This is a genomic window from Burkholderia sp. Ax-1720 (assembly GCF_011753035.1).
GTDB lineage: Bacteria > Pseudomonadota > Gammaproteobacteria > Burkholderiales > Burkholderiaceae > Burkholderia > Burkholderia gladioli.
Genome location: NZ_VWWK01000019.1, coordinates 39,312 through 56,424, shown reverse-complemented (window position 1 = coordinate 56,424; position 17,113 = coordinate 39,312). Strand labels below are relative to the sequence as shown.

Genomic DNA, 17,113 nt, shown 5'->3' with positions numbered 1-17,113 from the left:
AAGCGGGCTTTCCTTTCCCTGTCACGCGAGTCGCGCCAAACAGCTCAGTCTTCTGGAAAAAATTTTTCAAGGCCGCCGCCGGGCCGTGCCTCGATGCGCGGCTCAGCCCCTGGCCGGCACCACGCGCGCCCAGTAGCGGGTGAAGTGCTCGACCTCGATCGGCAGCGTCGCGCGCAGCGTATCGAGCACGCGGTCCGTATCGTCGAGCGGATAGGTACCCGACACGCGCAGCTCGGCCACGGCGTCATCGCAATACAGATATCCGCGGCGGTAGCGCGCCAGCTCGGCGAGCAGGTCGGCGAGGCGCAGCCGCGTGGCAACCAGCGTGCCGTCGATCCAGGCGCCCGCGTAAGGGACAAGCGGATGCGGGACATCCACGGCATCGCGCGCCATCCCGGCCTGCTGGCCGGCCGCGATCACGCGTGCCCCGGCGCCGGCCGCAAACGGCTGCGCGCGCACCGCGCCCTCGAACACGCCGACCGTCACGCGCGCCCCGTCCAGGCGCACCGCGAAACGCGTGCCGAGCGGCCTCAGCTCGCCCGGCGCGGCCGCCACCACCAGCGGCCGGGCCGGCGTGCGCTGTTCGTGGCCGCTGCTCACCATGATTTCGCCGCGCAGCAGAACGATGCGGCGCTCGTGTGCATCGAAGCGCACGTCGATCGCGCTGTCGGTATTCAGCATCACGCGCGTGCCGTCGACCAGCGTCAGGCCGCGCCGCTCGCCGACGGCCGTGCGCCAGTCCGCGTTCCAGAGCGCCCAGCGTTCGGCCGGATCGAGCGACCAGGCCGCGCCGCCCGCGCCGACCAGCACGGCCAGCACCTTGAGCGCGGTTCGGCGGCGCGGCGCGCGGGCCGGCAGCAGCGCGGCCCGCGCGGCGCCGGCATCGACGCCGCCGGCCAACTGCGAGAAACGGCCCTGCATGGTCTGGATATGGCACCACGCGGCCTCGTGCAGCGGATGCTCGGCGCGCCAGCGCTCGAAGCCGCCGAGCAGGGCCGGGTCGCGAGCGCCCTCGCCCTGCAGATCGACCCACCATTGCACCGCGCGCCGCGCGATCTCCGGCGGAATCGCCGAGGCTGCCTCGTGCTTCATCGGTTCAGAGCGCCATCGCGAAGAAACACCGGGCCGCGGCCTTGACCAGGTGACGCTTGACGGTGGACAGCGAGAGGCCGAGCTCGGCGGCGATCTCGGCCTGCGTGAGGCCGTCGAGCTGGGACAGCAGGAAGGCCCGCTTGGCCGCGACCGGCAGCCCGTCGAGCAGGCGATCGATTTCGAGCAGGGTCTCCATCACCAGCGCGCGCGTTTCCGGCGAAGGCGCCACCGCCTCGGGCTGCGCGGCCAGCGCCTCGAGATAGGCCTGCTCGAGCTGCTCGCGACGCCAGTGGTTGTAGAGCACGCGCTGCGCGACGGTGGTCAGGAAGGCACGCGGCTCCTCGGCGCGGATCGGCTCCTCGCGGGCCAGCAGGCGCAGGAAGGTGTCGTGGGCGAGATCGGCCGCGCGATGCGCGCAGCCGAGCTTGCGTCCGAGCCAGCGCTGCAGCCAGGCGTGATGGTCGCTGTAGAGCAGATCGACTTCGCGGTGCAGCAGCAGTTTGTTGGCCGACATCTAAGCTCTCCCGGCCGGGCGCGGCGGGTTTCAACAGGTAAATGAGAATGATTATTATATACAACAACAAAAATCATCTCGAAAACTATCTGTCGGCTTCGCGTCGGCGGGAAGGCAGCCCAGATGCGGATGCACGGCCTCGCCGCGCCCCGCGCGGGACGCGGCGACGAGCACCGAGGAAGGAAAAAACGGCGATATCGGCTCCGGGCCGCCGGGCGCGCCACGAGGCAGCGGTACTTCAGGCAGCGACGGCCAACACCTGCCCCTCGAAGCGCACCTCGACCGCGAGCCCGAGCCCGCAAGGCCCGTCGCGCAGGACCACGCGGGCCCGATGCTGCTCGGCGATGCGCTGCACGATCGACAGGCCGAGCCCGCTGCCCGATTCGGCGACGCCCTGCGCGCCGCTGCCGCGATAGAAGCGCTCGAACACGCGCGCTCGATCGGCCGCCGGGATGCCCGGGCCGGTATCGCAGACCTCGATCACCGGCACGCCGCCGGCATCGCGCCGGGTGCGCACGTCGATGCTGGCGCCCGCTCCCGCGTAGCGGATCGCGTTGTCGACCAGGTTGTTGAGCAGCACGCGCAGCGTATCGGCGCAGCCGGGTACCACCAGCGCGCCGCTCGCGTCGGCGCCGAGATCGACGCGCCGCGCATCGGCCAGGCGCGCGCGTTCGCCGACCACCGAGCGAGCCAGCGCGGCGAGATCGACCGGTTCGAACGGCTCGGCCTGCGTCTGAGGCTCGAGCCGCGCGAGCGTCAGCAACTGCTCGGCGAGATGACCGAGCCGCGTCGCGCCGGCCTGGATCTGCGCGATCACGCGCAGGCGCTCGGCCTCGCTGCCGGCGCGGCCGAGCAGCTGCGCCTGGATCGACAGGCCCATGATCGGCGTGCGCAGCTCGTGCGCGGCATCGGCGATGAAATGGCGCTGCAGCGTAAACGAAGCGTCGAGCCGCTGCAGCAGGTCGTTGATGGCGCCCGCGAGGGGCCGCACCTCGTCGGCCACCGCCTCGGCATCGAGCGGATCGAGATGCGTCGCGTGGCGCTGCCGCAAGCTTTCGGCGATCGCCCGCAGCGGCCGCAGCCCGTAGCCGATGCCGAACCACAGCGCCACCGCCAGCAGCGGCAACAGCGACAGCACCGGCCAGAGCAGATGGACGGCGATGCGCGCCAGCGCGTCCCAGCGTGCCGTGCGCGGCTGCGCGACCCGGATCGTGGTGCCGGCGCTCTCGCGCACGTAGCTGTGCCAGCGCTGGCCATTGGCTTCGAGCGTGCCGAGCCCCGGCGCGCCGGGCGGCGGCAGCACGATGCCGGGATCGGTGGTGAAGGCCAGCCGGCCGCCGCGCCAGAGCTGCAGCACCACGTCGTCGGCGTCGTCGAGCTGGCGCGCCGGCGCCGCGCCGTCATGGCCCGCGAAGGCGGGCAAGCCATGCTGGTTGATCTCGATCTGGCGCGATACGCTGCGCAACTGGTCGTCGAGCAGCACGTCGAGTTCGCGCACCGCCGCCCAGTAGGTGCCGGCGCTGGCCAGCACGCCCACCACGCAGGCGGCCGGCAGCAGCCAGATCAGCAGCCGGCCGCGCAGCGAGCCGGCCAGGCGGCGCCAGGGCGAGCGGCTCATGCCGCCTCGCTGATCCGGTAGCCCACCCCGCGCACGGTCAGGATCGCGACGTGGCCGAGCTTCTTGCGCAGGTTGTGGATATGCACCTGCACTGCATTGCTCTCGATCTCCTCGCCCCAGCTGTAAAGACGCTCCTCGAATTGCTCGCGCGAGATCACCGCGCCGGGATCGACCATCAGCTCGTGCAGCATCACGAACTCCTTGGGCGACAGCGCCACCTCGTCGCCGCCGAGCCAGACCTGGTGCCGCACCGGATCGAGCCGCAAGGCGCCGGCCGACAAGGTGGTCTGCGCGCGGCCAGAGTGGCGGCGATTGACGGCGCGGATGCGCGCCAGCAGTTCCTCCAGCGCGAAGGGCTTGACGAGGTAATCGTCGGCGCCGGCGTCGAGCCCGGCGATGCGATCCGACAGCGCGTCGCGCGCGGTGATCACGATCGCCGGCAACGCATCGTCGCGGCGCCGCAGCGAGCCGAGCAGGGACAGGCCGTCCCGCCCGGGCAGGCCCAGGTCGAGCAGCATCAGCCCATAGGGCGTGGTGCGCAGCGCGAGCGAGGCGGCATCGCCGTCGCGCACCCAGTCCACCGCGAAACCTTCGTGGCGGAGTCCTTCCTCGAGCCCGCTGCCGATCAACGGGTCGTCTTCGACGAGCAATACGCGCATGGTGGGGTTCCGTGAACGGGCGGCCCGGCACTTCGGGCACGCATCGAGCACGGATCATAGGCAGGCGATGCTTAGGGGGTACTTAGCGCTGCCGGCGAAGCTCCGGTGCTGGATCTCATCGCGGCTCCTGGACTCCGAGCACCGCCACCGCCAGCAGCAAGGCCGCGGCGAGGGCCGATTCGAGCAGCAGGCTGCGGCGCAGGACGCGCACCGCCCCTCCTGATCGATCGCCGTCAGGTAGCCGGGCCTCGAGTCGTGGGGTCAGACGATAGCGATTCAGCGCGGCCAGCCCGAGCATGCCGGCGAACAGGGCCAGCTTGGCCAGCAGCACGCGTTGATAGGTATTGCCCGGGAATCCGGTCAATGGCCACCCGGCCACCAGCACGGTGTTCGCGATGCCGGTCGCGATCAGCGCCGCCACCGCGGCACTGCCCACGATGGAGAACTGCGCCAGCGTGCGAACCAGGGTTTCGACCCGCACCGCCCCGCCGGCGCCGGCCGCCGCCAGTTGAATCGCGAATCCGCCAAGGGCGCCGAGCCAGATCGCCGCCGCCGCGAGATGCACGAGGTCGGCCATCAGATGAAGCACGCCGCGCCGGCCGTCGTCCATCACCGCGTGGCCGCCCCAGGCGAGCGAACCGAGTACCACGAGGCCGGCGGCCGCCGCTGCCGCGAAGGCCGCCATCGTCGGCCGGCCTGCCAGCCGCCTGGCCAGGCAACAGGCGCCCAGGCAGGCAAGAACGCGAGCAAACCAGGCCGAGCCGAAGGCAGTGCCGCCGAGCAGCGCGCCGAGTACATCGAGATTCGCGTCGAGATCGTCGCTCCCCGACATCGCGCGCGTCATCACCGCCAGCGCGGCCACCGACGCGATCAGGCCAAGCCATGCCGCGCCGGCCAGCACGCGCGCGAACGGCACGACGAACCACGGCGCCCCGCGCTCCTCGCGCCGCAAGGCATACAGCGCGAACATCGGCAGCCCGGCGAGCAACATCGCGGCCGCATACAGCACGAAGCGGATCGCGATATTCAGCGCCCCATCCATCGCGCTCATCGGACCGTGAAGCTCACCGAGCCTGCCACCGGATGCGTATCGGCCGACACCGCCCGCCAGGCGACGCGATAGGTGCCCGCCCGCAGCGCCTGGTTCGGCACGATCAGCATGATTTTCGGGTCGGTGGTTCCCGACACGGTCGAGGCGATCTTCATCGGTGCGTGACCGGCCATGCCCGGCATCGCCGTCATTTCCAGCACGGCGCCCGACAGGCGCGGCATCAGATCCTCGGAGAAGCGCAGCTCGATGCGCTCGGGAGCCGGGCCCTCGACCTGGTTGGCGGGAGTCGAGGCAAGCAGCGCGGGATGGGCGGATGCGGTACTCGCCAGGATCAGGGACGAGACGACGAGCGACAGGCCGGGCAGAATCAGACGACGCGACATGAATGGACTCCTAAAGGATGGGAAAACGGGTGGAAAGACCGGGCGCCGCGTCGCTCAAAACCACACGCGAACGCCCGCCAGCACCGACAACTCCGAGCGCCGGCCGCCCTCCCGGACGACCATGCGCGCGCTGTTGCCGTAGGAACGATCCCAGCTGATGCCGAGATAGGGGGCGAACTGACGATCCACTTCGTAGCGCAGGCGCAAGCCCAGCGAGGTATCGCCGAGGCCGGCGCCTTGTCCGCGCGCCGCGTCGTTCTTCGCGAACAGATTGGCCTCGAACGACGGCTGCAGGATCAGGCGATTGGTGATCAGCAGGTCATAGCGCCCCTCGACGCGCAACGAAGCCTGGCCGCGCTGGCCGACAAAGGCCGTCACCTCCGACTCGAAGTTGTAGAGCGCCAGGCCCTGGATGCCGAAGGCGAGCCAGGTCTGCGCCGCCGAGGGCCGGAAATCGTGGCGCAGGCCGGCTACCAGGTCCCACCAGGGCGTGATCGAATGCCCCCAGAGCGCCTGGACTTCCGCATCCTCGAGACGCGAGCCGACGCGGCTTCCCTCGGTGCGCAGCCACAGACGGTCCAGGTCGCCGCCGATCCAGCCGCTGCCGTTCCAGTTCAGGGTGCCGCCGGCGGTGCGATGCTGCCATTCGAGCTGATCGAATACGAAGTACGAATGCAGCTCGGTATCGCCCATGTCGTGCAGCGCGCCGCCGCGATAGACGGCGCGGCGATCCGCATCGGTCAGGGGCGCGACCGGCGACGCCGGGCTCGGCGCCATCGGCTGCACGAGCGGCTCCGGCAAGGCGGCCGGCGAGGGCATCTCCACCTCGGCGGCATGGACGCCGGAGATGCCGAGCGCAGCCGTCATGCCGAACAAGCAGGCGACAGCGCGCGGACGAAGGGACATCTTCATGACGTGGTTCATTCCTCCACCACCACTTCGCGGAACATGCCGGTTTCCATGTGGAACAGCAGATGGCAGTGATAGGCCCAGCGGCCCAGTGCATCGGCCGTCACGCGGTAGCTGCGGCGCGTGCCGGGCGGCATGTCGATCGTATGTTTGCGGACCTGGAACCGGCCAGCCTCGTCCTCGAGATCGCTCCACATGCCATGGAGGTGGATCGGGTGCGCCATCATCGTGTCGTTGACGAGCACGAGCCGCACACGCTCGCCGTAGCGCAGCCGGATCGGCCCCGCGTCGGAGAACTTCAGGCCGTTGAACGACCAGGCGAACTTCTCCATATGGCCCGTCAGATGCAGTTCGATGCTGCGCATGGGCGAGCGGCCGTCCGGATCCGGGAAGGTGCTGCGCAGGTCGGCATAGGTCAGCACGCGCCGACCGTTGTCGCGCAGGCCGACACCGGGATCGTCGAGCCGTGCCGTGGGTGCCATCGCCTGGGCATCGACCAGCGGGTTGCCGCGCTCCGTCGCCGGATGCTGGATCATGCCCGCCATCGCGCCATGGGCCATGCCTTGCATCGTGTCGGGCGACATGCCGGCCATCGAACCATGGTCCATGCCCTGCATCGCATCCGACGACATCCCCGCCATCGCGCCGTGGTCCATGCCCTGCATCGCATCCGGCGACATCCCCGCCATCGCGCCGTGATCCATGCCCTGCATCGCATCCGACGACATCCCCGCCATCGCGCCATGGTCCATGCCCTGCATCGCATCCGGCGACATCCCCGCCATCGCGCCATGGTCCATGCCCTGCATCGCATCCGGCGACATCCCCGCCATCGCGCCGTGATCCATGCCCATGTCGGCCATCGTCAGCAGCGGGCGCGGGTCGAGTGCAGGAACCGGCGCGGCCAGCCCCTCGCGTCGAGCCAGCGTGGCGCGTGCATAACCACTGCGATCCATCGATTGCGCGAAGATCGTATAGGCCTCGGCCGAACCCGGCTCGACGACGACGTCATAGGTTTCCGCCACCGCGATCCGGAATTCGTCCACCGCAACCGGCTCCACGTCCTGGCCGTCGGCGGCGACCACGGTCATCCTGAGCCCCGGGATGCGCACATCGAAATAGCTCATGGCCGAGGCATTGATGAACCGCAGCCGCACGCGCTCGCCCGGATTGAACAGGCCCGTCCAGTTGTCGTCCGGCGCCGCGCCGTTGACCAGATAGGTATAGGTGTAGCCGCCGACGTCCGACAGGTCGGTCGGGCTCATCCGCATCGCGCTCCACATCCGCCGATCGGCGAGCGTGGCGCGCCAGCCATCGCGCCGCGCGTCGCGAAACAGGTCCACCAGGGTGCGCTGGTGGAAGTTGTAGTAGTTCGACTGCTTCTTGAGCCTGGACTTGATGCGACGAGGATCCTCGTCGCTCCAATCGGACAGCATCACCACGTAGTCGCGTTCGCAGCGCCTCGCCTCGGGTTGCGCCGGGTCGATGATCAGCGGGCCATACACACCCGTCTGCTCCTGCAGCGAGGAATGGCTGTGATACCAGTAGGTGCCGTGCTGGCGGACCTTGAAACGGTAGGTATAGCTGCTGCCCGGCGCGATACCGTCGAAGCTCAGCCCCGGCACGCCGTCCATGTTCGACGGCAGCACGATGCCGTGCCAGTGGATCGAGCTCGCCTCGTCCATCCGGTTCGCCACGCGCAGGGTGACGGTATCGCCTTCCCGCCAGCGCAGGATCGGCCCCGGCAGGGTGCCGTTGACGGTGGTCGCGCGGCGTGACTTTCCGCCGATCTCCACCGAGCTGCGCGCGATCGCCAGGTCGAATTCGGATCCGGCGAGCACGCGCGGGCGGTCGCCGGCTTCGAGCGCCCACACTTCGGGCCGCCACATGCCGAGCCCTCCCGCGACGCCGGCCGCGCAAAGCCGCGTCACAAAATTTCGTCTTCCCAGATTCGTATGCATTGCCGAGGATCGTCCGATCGCCTTGATTCACTTGGAACGCCGCAGCGTCGATATCGCCGCGACCCGGCCGGGTAAGGCCTGCCGAGCAGATTAAGAAGGGACCGACGACTGCCGGATGGCTCCCAAATGACGGTTTTTTCATCTTCGGCAAACGTGGCGCGTCATCCGATTTGGCGTTATCGTTTGCCGCATCGCTCCACTGCCCCAGCCTCTGCCCGCCATGCGCATCCTGATTGTCGAAGACGAAGAAAAAATGCGGACCTACCTGCAGCGGGGATTGACCGAGGCCAGTTATGGCGTCGCGGTCGCCGGCAACGGCGAGGACGGCCTGTTCATGGCGCTCGAAGAGGACTTCGACCTGCTGATCCTCGACGTGATGCTGCCGGTCATCGACGGGCTCGAAGTGCTGCGCCGCCTTCGGCAGCGCAAGTCGACGCCAGTGCTGCTGCTCACCGCTCGCGACTCGGTTCCCGACAAGGTCGAGGGACTCGAGCTCGGTGCCGACGACTACCTGGCCAAACCCTTCGCGTATGCGGAACTGCTCGCGCGAATCCGCTCGCTGCTCCGGCGCTCGCGAGACGTCGGCACAACCACGTTGCGGATCGCCGATCTCGAACTCGACCTGGTGAAGCGGCGCGTGAAGCGGGCCGGCGCGCGTGTCGAGCTGACCGCGCAGGAATTCGCGCTGCTGCAACTGCTGGCCGAACGCGAAGGAGAAATCCTCACGCGCGCCTTCATCACCTCGCAGGTCTGGGACATGAACTTCGACAGCGACACCAACGTGGTCGACGTCGCCATACGCCGCCTGCGCCTGAAGATGGACCACCAGGAGCCGAAGCTGCTGCACACCGTGCGCGGCATGGGCTACGTGCTGGAAGATCGGTCCGCATGACGCGGCAGCGTCGTTATTCGCTGGGCGCGCGCCTGGCCGCCGCGTTCGCGTTGGCGGGCCTGGCGGTGCTGGCCATGCTCGGTGGCTACCTGTACCAGGCGCTGTCGACACAGTTGCGGCAACGCGACGACATCGAGATCGCCGACAAGCTCAAACAGGTCACGCAACTCACCAGCGCGGCGCGCACGCTCGCCGGCGTGCGGCTCGCCGCGCCGGCATTTCACGAAACCCTGCTGTCGCATTCCGGCTTGTTCGTCGGGGTCTTCGACGCGAGCGGCGCCCCCATCGTCGAGCATTCGGAGGAAGCCGGGCTCTCGCTGGATGCCGGCATCGCACAGGGCCATCGGGCAGGCGTCGCCTATGCCTGCGCGCCGGCCGGCATCGGCTCGGCCGAATGCATCCACGGCGCCGTGCCGCTCGGTGACGGCAACCGGATCACGATCGCCATCGCGCGCAGCGCCGACGATCGCAGCGCCCTGCTGCGCGCCTATTGCCTGGATATCGTCGCGGCCACCGTGATCGGCGCCTTGCTGGTCGGCACGCTGGGATACCTGATCACCCGCCTGGGCCTGCGCCCGGTGCGCAACATCGGGCGCCAGGCCTCGCAGATCGAGGCCAGCAGCCTGCACGAGCGGCTCGATGTGGCGCACGGCCCCGCCGAACTCGTCGATATCGGTGCCTCCATCAATCGCATGCTGGATCGACTGGAGCGCGCGTTCGCGCGCCTGTCGCGCTTCTCGTCCGACGTCGCGCACGACATGCGCACGCCGCTCGCCAACATCATCAGCGCCTCGCAGATCATCCTGTCGCGCGAGCGCGAGCGCGCCGACTACGAGACACTGATCGAATCCAACATCGAGGAATGCGAGCGCCTGCAACGGATGCTCGACGACATGCTGTTCCTCGCCCGCTCCGATCACGCCACGCAACACCTGTCGCCGACGCGACTCGATGCGCGCGAGACGCTCGGCAGGATCGCCGTGTATTACCAGGCGCTCGCTGACGAAAAAAACCTGCGCATCCGCATCGACGGAACGGGCACCGTGCTGGCCGACGCGCTGCTACTGCGGCGCGCGGCGGCGAACCTGCTGTCGAATGCGGTGGAACATGCCGCCCCGGGCAGCACCATCGCGATCGAGGTGGCGCAACAGAACGAGGCCAGCACGATCCGTGTCGAAAACAGCGGCGCGACGATTCCACCAGCCCACCTCGAGAACATCTTCGAGCGTTTCTATCGCGTCGACCCCTCTAGGCAAGGTTCGGCGAAGAACGCCGGCCTAGGCCTCGCCATCGTCCGCTCGATCATGGAACTGCATCGCGGCAGCGTCGACGTGACGAGCCGCGACGGGTTCACCGCGTTCACGCTGAGGTTTCCGCGCGAGGCAAGCCGGCACGATTGACACGGTCGTGACGAAAAGATCATCCACGCGTCACCGCTCGCTCGGGCGCGGCTCTCCAGAATCCATGGCATCGGGATCGCATATCGCCATGCCCGGATCAAGACTGGAGAACGCCACCATGAAGCTGCGCACCCTCATGCTCATCGCCGCCATCGCCACCGCATCCACCACGGCGCTGGCGGATGCCGGCCACGACGCTCCCGGCTCGCGAACGGCGCCGGCCGCCGCCGGCAAGACCCGCGAGCAGGTTCGCCAGGAACTGATCCAGGCGTATCACGACGGCTTGCTGCCGGCCAGCAAGAACGACTATCCGCCGAGCGCGTCGACCATCGAACGAAACCAGGAACTCCACCGGATCGCGCAGCCGGCTTGGGATACGCATCGCTGACGGGCTCGGCGCGCGCGATCGCGAGATCGGTGCACGCGCCGACCTCGCGGGAGCAGGGCGCGGAGCGCCCATGCGAATCAATGATGCGCATAGATGCCGCCGCGCGGGCCGGCAATCGGCATTGCCACGCCACCGCCCTGGGCCGATGCCGCGGACATCGTCCCGTAGCCCGACGTATCGCGTCGGGCGGCCGCGTCGCCGTTCAGCCTGGCTTCGGCAGCCTGGATATCGTCGGGATACTGGTTCGAATTGCGAGCCGGCTGGTAGCCGGCCCGCTCCAGGCGAATCAGTTCGGAACGCACGCTGTCGCGCGAGGTCAGGTGCGTGACGTCGGCATGCGCGGCACCGGCCAGAAGGGCAAGAGACGAGGCGACGAGAAGCGAAACGATAGGGAATTTCATGATCTGCACTCCTGATATTGAACGATGGAAGAAAGGCGAGGCACATCGCCAACGCCTATCCCCCATGATCCCGACGCGCGGTTAAGCCGAGCTTAACGAGCCGCAATCGCAACGAGACACGATCCTGATCGCAACGGCATCCGGTCCATAAGCAACGCTTAAGTCTCGCGCCGGCACAGTAGCGCCGCGATCCACCCGGATCGCGCCCGCTACCGTGGAGACTCCCGTGACTTCGATGACAAGGCCCCGAGCCGACGATACCGCCCGGATGCTGAACAAGGTGCCGCCCGTCACGCTGGCGTTCTGGCTGGTCAAGATCCTGACCACCACCGTCGGCGAGACCGGCGCCGATTACCTGGCCGTCCACGTCGGGCTCGGCACGGCCCTGACGGCCGGCTTGATGCTGCTCCTGCTGGCCCTCGCGCTGTTCGCCCAGTTTCGCGCGCGCGCCTACCTGCCCTGGCTCTACTGGCTCAACGTGGTACTCGTCAGCGTGGTCGGCACGCAGATCACCGACGCATTGACCGATGGCCTGCATGTCAGCCTGTACGCGAGCAGCAGCGCATTCGCCGTCGCGCTCGCCGCCGCCTTCGGGATCTGGTATCGCAGCGAGGGCACGCTGTCGTTCGACAGCATCGTCACGCCACGGCGCGAAACGTTCTACTGGAGCGCGATCCTGCTGACCTTCGCGCTCGGCACCGCCGCCGGCGATCTCGCCACCGAAGCGCTGGGCATGGGCTTCCGGCTCGGCGTGCTCGCCTGCGCCGGCCTGATCGCACTGAGCGCCCTCGCCGCCCGGCTCGGCGCCTCGCGCGTGCTCACCTTCTGGATCGCCTACGTGTTGACGCGCCCGCTCGGCGCCTCGCTCGGCGACCTGCTCTCGCAGGCACGCGAATACGGCGGCCTCGGCCTGGGCACCGTGCACACGAGCCTCGTATTCCTGGCCGTGATCGTGCTGCTGGTCGGCATGCTGGAGATCGCGCACCGGCGCGGGCCCGCATCCCGCTCGCCAGCCTGAGGCGTCGCCCCATTGCATTCATCCGCCCACCCGTTCATTCACTTCATCAGGATTCCTCTCATGCCTATCCGAAAACTATCCGCCCCCCTGCTCGCCGTCGCGATATCGCTCGGCGCCGCGGTCACCCTGCCTCTCTCGCCGATCGCCACGGCACAGGCTGCCGCCGCCTCGCGGCTCGGCGATCTGTCCGGCTTTCGCGCGATCGTCGTCGATACCTCGAAGCTGGTCGAGGCCGGCAGGCTGCCGGATGCGAAGCTGCGCATCAAGGACCTCGAAACGCGCTGGGACGATGCCGAGCCTTCGCTGAAGCCGCGCGACGCCGCCGACTGGCATCGCGTGGACGATGCGATCGACCGCGCGCTGTCCGCCCTGCGGGCAAGCCGGCCCGATGCGGCCGCCTGCCGGCAGGCGCTGGCCGATCTGCTGGCGGCGATGGACGGCGCCGGCGGCAAACCCTGAGTCCACCCTGCCCACCGAGCACACTGGAAGAAAAAAGACCCGGCCATCATGGCCGGGTCGAAAAGAGTGAAACGGGATCGTCAAGGGGGACGCCGTCCGAATCACTCCACGTGGACGGGAGCCCAATCGGCTCATGTCGCCAGCATGCCGGAAGCGAAGTTAACAGCCCGTTAAGACCCCTGCCGGCCGCCCGCATATCCGGCCCTGTTTTTTCTCTAAGTTTCGGCCGCCACGCTGGCTCGCTTCGAGTGGCCACCTCCGCCTTCCGGGTTTTCGGTGGCCAGCCAGTTCATCCCGCTCCGGCCTCATGACATCCGCTCCGTTTCGCCGCCTGCTCGCCGCCCTGACCTGCGCCGCCGCCCTGCTTCCGGCCGGCATCGTGCTGGGCAGCACCCCGCCGGCCGGCTACGCGAGCGCGCCGCGCGCGATCGATTTCGTGGTCGCCGTGGCCAGCCGCGATCTCGCCCAGGCCCGCGCGGATCAAACGCACGGCCTGAACTATGCCGAGGATGAAACCGAGGCCAGGCTGGCGGCCGCGATCCGCGAATGGCTCACCGACGGCAACGACGGCAGCCTGCACCTCGCGCCGGCCGACCGGATGAGCCTGTTCGCACTGTATTGGTCAGCGCAGCAGATGCCGGCCAACTCGAGTTGCTTCCAGGATCCGGACGACGATGGCTGCGAACAGGAACTGGCGCATTGGATGGGTGCCGTGCGCGACGATGCACCGGCCTTCCTGGCGGCCTACCATCGCGCCGAGCGATCGCTGAACCTGCCCTCGCTGCCCGCTCCTTCGAACCGCCTGCAAACCGGCAGCCCGTGATTGTCGGTATCTCGTCCATCCGCGCCATGCATCACGAACAAATCAATGATTCATCAGTGATCGACACCGGGCGCCGTGCATCGATATGACGATTCGTCCCGCTCGCTCGATTGCCTCGATCCGGCACGACAGCGCACCGCGTCACGGTTTCGCACTCGTCAACAAACCCCAGGATTTTTGAAAGCATTCATTTACAAAGCACGAGGAGGTCACTAGAATCCGGAACGCAATCACGAATCATTCTCATTAATATCAATATTCAGTCGAACATCCGGCTCGACGAAACCGCTTTCGATAACGCTCTCTCGCCCATGTCCACCGCTCTTCGCACGAGGCCTCGCGTCCTCGTATCGGCCCTCGCCTGTTCCGCGTTGTTCACCCCGCTCCTTGCCGCCGCGCAAACCAGCCCGGCCGCGCCCCCGTCGGCCGGCACCGCGCCCGTCGCTTCGCCTTCGCACGACGCTTCGCAGTCCTCTTCTATTCCCGGCGGCACCCTGCCCGCGATCTCGGTGACCGCGCAAGCGCAGATGCAGACGCGCACGCTGCCGTCCTACAAGTTCACGGCGCCGCTGCTCGATACGCCGCGCTCGGTCACGGTGATCCCGGAGGAAGTGATCCGCGAGAAGAACGTGACCACCTTCGCCGACGCGCTGCGCACGGTGCCCGGCATCACCTTCCTCGGCGGCGACGCGGCCGCCAATCCCTCGGCGGACCGGCCGGTGATCCGCGGCTTCGAATCGCGCAACTCGATCTTCGTCGACGGCCTGCGCGACTCCGGCGTGCAGAATCGCGAAACCTTCGACATCGAGCAGATCAGCGTCGTCAAGGGCCCCGACTCCGTCTACGCGGGGCGCGGCTCGGTGGGCGGCAGCATCGACATCGTCACCAAGGCGCCGAAGAACGACAACTTCACCAATGCCAGCCTCGGCTTCGGCACCGACAGCTACAAGCGCGCGACGCTCGACGTCAATCGCAAGCTCGACGACACCACCGCCGTGCGCCTGAACGTGATGGGCCACGACAGCGACCAGGCGGGCCGCACCGACGTCTACAGCAAGCGCTGGGGCATCGCGCCGTCGGTCACCTTCGGCCTGAACACGCCGACCCAGGTCACCGTCAGCTACTACCACCTGAACTCCTGGGACATGCCCGACTTCAGCGTGCCGTTCCGCGCCAGCGGCACGCCGGTGCCGTCCGATCGCGGGCTGTTCTACGGCCTGAACACGCGCGACTACCGCTACGGCCAGACCGATACGGCCGAGGTGCGCGTCGAGCATCGCCTGGAGGGCGGCTGGAAGCTGCGCAACACCACCATGGTCGGCCGTTCGACGCTCGACTACGTGGCCACCAATCCGCAACTCACCTCGCCGAACTCGAACACCATCAGCCTGCAGGCCAAGAGCGGCAAGTACGCAACCAACAGCATCGCCAACCAGACCGAGCTGACCGGCCGTGCCACCCTGTTCGGCATGGAGCACACGTTGACGGGCGGTATCGAATTCAGTCACGAGCAGAGCCGCTACGAGGGGTACCTCGTGAGCGACGTCAACGGCAACAACATCCGCTCGGGCGGCCCCTGCTCGGTGGCCTTCAACTGCACGCCGCTGGGCAGTTGGAACCCCAACAATCCCTGGACCGGCAACCTGGTCCTGAACGGCGACAAGGGCTTTCCCGGCGCGACCACCAACACGCGCACCGACGTCGCCTCGGCCTACCTGTTCGACACGGTCCGGCTCTCGGAACGCTGGCGCTTCAACGCGGGCCTGCGCTACGACCGCTACGACGTGCGCGCGAAACAGGCCGGCGTGGCCGACCTGAGCAATACCGCGAACCTGTTCAGCTACCAGTTCGGGCTGGTGTTCAAGCCGGTCGAGACGCTCAGCCTCTACACCTCCTACGGCACCTCGTCGAATCCGCCCGGCGCGAACGCCGGCATCGGCGGCGGCAACGACCAGCTCACCGCCACCAACCAGGACCTCTCGCCGGAGCGCTCGCGCAATATCGAGGTGGGTGCGAAGTGGGACGTGCTCGACCAGCGCTTGTCGCTGAGCACCGCGCTGTTCCAGACCGACAAGACCAATGCGCGTGTCTCCGACGGCCTCGGCCACACCGTCAATGCCGGCTCGCAGCGCGTACGCGGCTTCGAGTTCGGCTTCGCCGGCGACGTCACGCGCAAGTGGCACCTGTTCGGCGGCTACTCCTACCTGAACGCCGTCACCACCAACGCCGGCGCCGGCAGCCCGACCGCCTCGGGCCTGCCGATGGTGATGGTGCCCAAGCACAACTTCACGCTGTGGACCAGCTACGACGCGCTGCCCAAGCTCACGCTCGGCGCCGGCGCGACGGTGTCGAGCCTGACCTACGCCTCGGTGTCGGCCACCGCACGCAAGTGGACGCCGGGTTACGCACGCTTCGACGCCGCCGCCACCTACCACGTGACGAAGTCGATCGACCTGCAGTTGAACGTGCAGAACATCTTCGACAAGAAGTACTACGCCACCGCCTACCCGATCTACGCGGCCTGGGCGCCGGGCCGCTCGGCGATGCTGACCTTGAACCTCTACCAGTAAGCCGGGAATGCACCGGGAAGCCGAAGGACTTCCCGGTGCCGCCACCTTAATCCTCCGTTAAGCCGCCGCTCGCTACCCTTGCGTTTCGTTTTCCAATCAAGCGAACAAAGGGGCAGGCATGCACGCCAAGGCAGCACAAACGGCCGAGCACGCGATCAGCAAGGTTCCCGCGCTGACGCTCGGCTTCTGGATCATCAAGATCGCGGCCACCACGCTCGGGGAAACCGGCGGCGACTGGGTCACCATGTCCCTCGACCTCGGCTACCTGGTCGGCTCGCTGATCTTCCTCGCGGCCTTCGTGGTGCTGGTCGCCGCCCAGGTCCGTGCCTCGCGCTTCAACGCCTGGCTGTACTGGGCGACCATCATCGCCACCACCACCTTCGGCACCACGCTGGCCGATTTCTGCGATCGCTCGCTCGGGCTCGGTTATGCGGGCGGGGTGTCGATCATCGTCGCGCTGCTGGCCGCGAGCCTGGCGACCTGGTATCGCGTCGAGGGCACGGTTTCGGTGGACAGCGTGACCGGCGCACGCGCCGAATGGTTCTACTGGGCCACCATCATGTTCTCGCAGACGCTCGGCACCGCGCTCGGCGATTTCGTCGCCGGTCACGATCTCGGCGGCCTCGGCCTCGGTTACGAGACCGGCGCCGCGATCTTCGGCGCGGGCCTGGCGCTGGTTGCGGTACTGATGCTGTGGCCGCGCGTGTCGCGCACCGCGCTGTTCTGGGCGGCCTTCGTGTTGACGCGCCCGCTCGGCGCCACGTTGGGCGACTGGCTCGACAAGCCGGTGGCACAGGGCGGGCTGGAACTGAGCCGCTTCTACGCCACCGCGCTGCTGGCCGTTTTCATCGTGGCCTGCGTGCTGCTGGTTCCGCGACGCGCGGCGGGAAGCGGCGCGCGGGCTTGACGAAAGCGCAAGGGCCGACCACGAGAAACGGTTCACGCGACGCGCCCTCGTCTGACTCCTTCGCTCAA

17 protein-coding genes are annotated in these 17,113 nt (G+C 68.2%); 8 read left to right on the top strand and 9 right to left on the bottom strand.

Annotation, left to right across the window (positions count from 1 at the left end):
• Positions 1-102: 102 nt before the first annotated feature.
• From F3J18_RS09030 to F3J18_RS08995, 8 genes are all read right to left on the bottom strand, one after another.
• The gene (locus F3J18_RS09030) at positions 103-1,092 is read right to left on the bottom strand and encodes a FecR family protein (protein ID WP_166912605.1); all 990 of its coding nucleotides are present in this window, start codon (positions 1,090-1,092) and stop codon (positions 103-105) included.
• A 4-nt stretch (positions 1,093-1,096) separates the two neighbouring features.
• Positions 1,097-1,606 (bottom strand): sigma-70 family RNA polymerase sigma factor, encoded by a 510-nt coding sequence (locus F3J18_RS09025; RefSeq protein WP_025102208.1) that lies wholly within the window; start codon positions 1,604-1,606, stop codon positions 1,097-1,099.
• 238 nt (positions 1,607-1,844) lie between these two features.
• A complete protein-coding gene (locus F3J18_RS09020; protein ID WP_166912604.1) occupies positions 1,845-3,224 on the bottom strand; it encodes an ATP-binding protein in 1,380 nt (459 codons plus the stop codon).
• A complete protein-coding gene (locus F3J18_RS09015) occupies positions 3,221-3,883 on the bottom strand; it encodes a response regulator (RefSeq protein ID WP_025102206.1) in 663 nt (220 codons plus the stop codon). Before F3J18_RS09015 ends, F3J18_RS09020 begins: the two co-directional genes overlap by 4 nt.
• A gap of 115 nt (positions 3,884-3,998) precedes the next feature.
• A complete protein-coding gene (gene copD / locus F3J18_RS09010; RefSeq protein ID WP_166912603.1) occupies positions 3,999-4,925 on the bottom strand; it encodes a copper homeostasis membrane protein CopD in 927 nt (308 codons plus the stop codon).
• Positions 4,926-4,930: 5 nt separating this feature from the next.
• Entirely contained in the window at positions 4,931-5,317 is a 387-nt protein-coding gene (gene copC, locus F3J18_RS09005; protein WP_166912602.1) for a copper homeostasis periplasmic binding protein CopC, read from the bottom strand.
• Between the two features lie 54 nt (positions 5,318-5,371).
• Complete coding sequence (locus F3J18_RS09000; protein ID WP_240154581.1) at positions 5,372-6,229, bottom strand: copper resistance protein B; 858 nt, start codon at positions 6,227-6,229, stop codon at positions 5,372-5,374.
• An 8-nt stretch (positions 6,230-6,237) separates the two neighbouring features.
• Positions 6,238-8,187, bottom strand: a complete 1,950-nt coding sequence (locus tag F3J18_RS08995) for a copper resistance system multicopper oxidase (RefSeq protein WP_166912600.1) — start codon at positions 8,185-8,187, stop codon at positions 6,238-6,240.
• A 220-nt stretch (positions 8,188-8,407) separates the two neighbouring features.
• On the opposite strand from F3J18_RS08995, the gene F3J18_RS08990 reads away from it, so the two are divergent.
• From F3J18_RS08990 to F3J18_RS08980, 3 genes are all read left to right on the top strand, one after another.
• Entirely contained in the window at positions 8,408-9,079 is a 672-nt protein-coding gene (locus F3J18_RS08990; protein ID WP_046582068.1) for a heavy metal response regulator transcription factor, read from the top strand.
• Complete coding sequence (locus F3J18_RS08985) at positions 9,076-10,479, top strand: heavy metal sensor histidine kinase (RefSeq protein ID WP_166912599.1); 1,404 nt, start codon at positions 9,076-9,078, stop codon at positions 10,477-10,479. The genes F3J18_RS08990 and F3J18_RS08985 overlap by 4 nt, the downstream gene beginning before the upstream one ends.
• 118 nt (positions 10,480-10,597) lie before the next feature.
• Complete coding sequence (locus tag F3J18_RS08980) at positions 10,598-10,867, top strand: DUF4148 domain-containing protein (protein ID WP_166912598.1); 270 nt, start codon at positions 10,598-10,600, stop codon at positions 10,865-10,867.
• Positions 10,868-10,944: 77 nt separating this feature from the next.
• Here F3J18_RS08980 and F3J18_RS08975 read toward each other — a convergent pair whose 3' ends face one another.
• A complete protein-coding gene (locus F3J18_RS08975; protein WP_166912616.1) occupies positions 10,945-11,268 on the bottom strand; it encodes a DUF4148 domain-containing protein in 324 nt (107 codons plus the stop codon).
• 268 nt (positions 11,269-11,536) lie between these two features.
• On the opposite strand from F3J18_RS08975, the gene F3J18_RS08970 reads away from it, so the two are divergent.
• From F3J18_RS08970 to F3J18_RS08950, 5 genes are all read left to right on the top strand, one after another.
• Complete coding sequence (locus F3J18_RS08970) at positions 11,537-12,286, top strand: hypothetical protein (RefSeq protein WP_166912615.1); 750 nt, start codon at positions 11,537-11,539, stop codon at positions 12,284-12,286.
• A gap of 60 nt (positions 12,287-12,346) precedes the next feature.
• Positions 12,347-12,745: a histidine kinase gene (locus F3J18_RS08965; RefSeq protein WP_166912597.1), complete on the top strand. Its 399-nt coding sequence runs from the start codon at positions 12,347-12,349 to the stop codon at positions 12,743-12,745.
• A gap of 307 nt (positions 12,746-13,052) precedes the next feature.
• Positions 13,053-13,568, top strand: coding sequence for a hypothetical protein (locus tag F3J18_RS08960; RefSeq protein WP_166912596.1), 516 nt, complete (start codon positions 13,053-13,055; stop codon positions 13,566-13,568).
• A 311-nt stretch (positions 13,569-13,879) separates the two neighbouring features.
• A complete protein-coding gene (locus F3J18_RS08955; RefSeq protein WP_166912595.1) occupies positions 13,880-16,138 on the top strand; it encodes a TonB-dependent siderophore receptor in 2,259 nt (752 codons plus the stop codon).
• A 118-nt stretch (positions 16,139-16,256) separates the two neighbouring features.
• Positions 16,257-17,045, top strand: a complete 789-nt coding sequence (locus F3J18_RS08950) for a membrane protein (protein ID WP_025100161.1) — start codon at positions 16,257-16,259, stop codon at positions 17,043-17,045.
• The last annotated feature ends 68 nt before the right edge of the window (positions 17,046-17,113 follow it).

Excerpts from the sequence above, each read along its gene's own strand:
- F3J18_RS09030 (WP_166912605.1), bottom strand. The coding sequence starts at position 1,092 with ATGAAGCACGAGGCAGCCTCGGCGATTCCGCCGGAGATCGCGCGGCGC.
- F3J18_RS09025 (WP_025102208.1), bottom strand. The coding sequence starts at position 1,606 with ATGTCGGCCAACAAACTGCTGCTGCACCGCGAAGTCGATCTGCTCTAC.
- F3J18_RS09020 (WP_166912604.1), bottom strand. The coding sequence starts at position 3,224 with ATGAGCCGCTCGCCCTGGCGCCGCCTGGCCGGCTCGCTGCGCGGCCGG.
- F3J18_RS09015 (WP_025102206.1), bottom strand. The coding sequence starts at position 3,883 with ATGCGCGTATTGCTCGTCGAAGACGACCCGTTGATCGGCAGCGGGCTC.
- copD (WP_166912603.1), bottom strand. The coding sequence starts at position 4,925 with ATGGATGGGGCGCTGAATATCGCGATCCGCTTCGTGCTGTATGCGGCC.
- copC (WP_166912602.1), bottom strand. The coding sequence starts at position 5,317 with ATGTCGCGTCGTCTGATTCTGCCCGGCCTGTCGCTCGTCGTCTCGTCC.
- F3J18_RS09000 (WP_240154581.1), bottom strand. The coding sequence starts at position 6,229 with ATGAAGATGTCCCTTCGTCCGCGCGCTGTCGCCTGCTTGTTCGGCATG.
- F3J18_RS08995 (WP_166912600.1), bottom strand. The coding sequence starts at position 8,187 with ATGCATACGAATCTGGGAAGACGAAATTTTGTGACGCGGCTTTGCGCG.
- F3J18_RS08990 (WP_046582068.1), top strand. The coding sequence starts at position 8,408 with ATGCGCATCCTGATTGTCGAAGACGAAGAAAAAATGCGGACCTACCTG.
- F3J18_RS08985 (WP_166912599.1), top strand. The coding sequence starts at position 9,076 with ATGACGCGGCAGCGTCGTTATTCGCTGGGCGCGCGCCTGGCCGCCGCG.
- F3J18_RS08980 (WP_166912598.1), top strand. The coding sequence starts at position 10,598 with ATGAAGCTGCGCACCCTCATGCTCATCGCCGCCATCGCCACCGCATCC.
- F3J18_RS08975 (WP_166912616.1), bottom strand. The coding sequence starts at position 11,268 with ATGAAATTCCCTATCGTTTCGCTTCTCGTCGCCTCGTCTCTTGCCCTT.
- F3J18_RS08970 (WP_166912615.1), top strand. The coding sequence starts at position 11,537 with ATGCTGAACAAGGTGCCGCCCGTCACGCTGGCGTTCTGGCTGGTCAAG.
- F3J18_RS08965 (WP_166912597.1), top strand. The coding sequence starts at position 12,347 with ATGCCTATCCGAAAACTATCCGCCCCCCTGCTCGCCGTCGCGATATCG.
- F3J18_RS08960 (WP_166912596.1), top strand. The coding sequence starts at position 13,053 with ATGACATCCGCTCCGTTTCGCCGCCTGCTCGCCGCCCTGACCTGCGCC.
- F3J18_RS08955 (WP_166912595.1), top strand. The coding sequence starts at position 13,880 with ATGTCCACCGCTCTTCGCACGAGGCCTCGCGTCCTCGTATCGGCCCTC.
- F3J18_RS08950 (WP_025100161.1), top strand. The coding sequence starts at position 16,257 with ATGCACGCCAAGGCAGCACAAACGGCCGAGCACGCGATCAGCAAGGTT.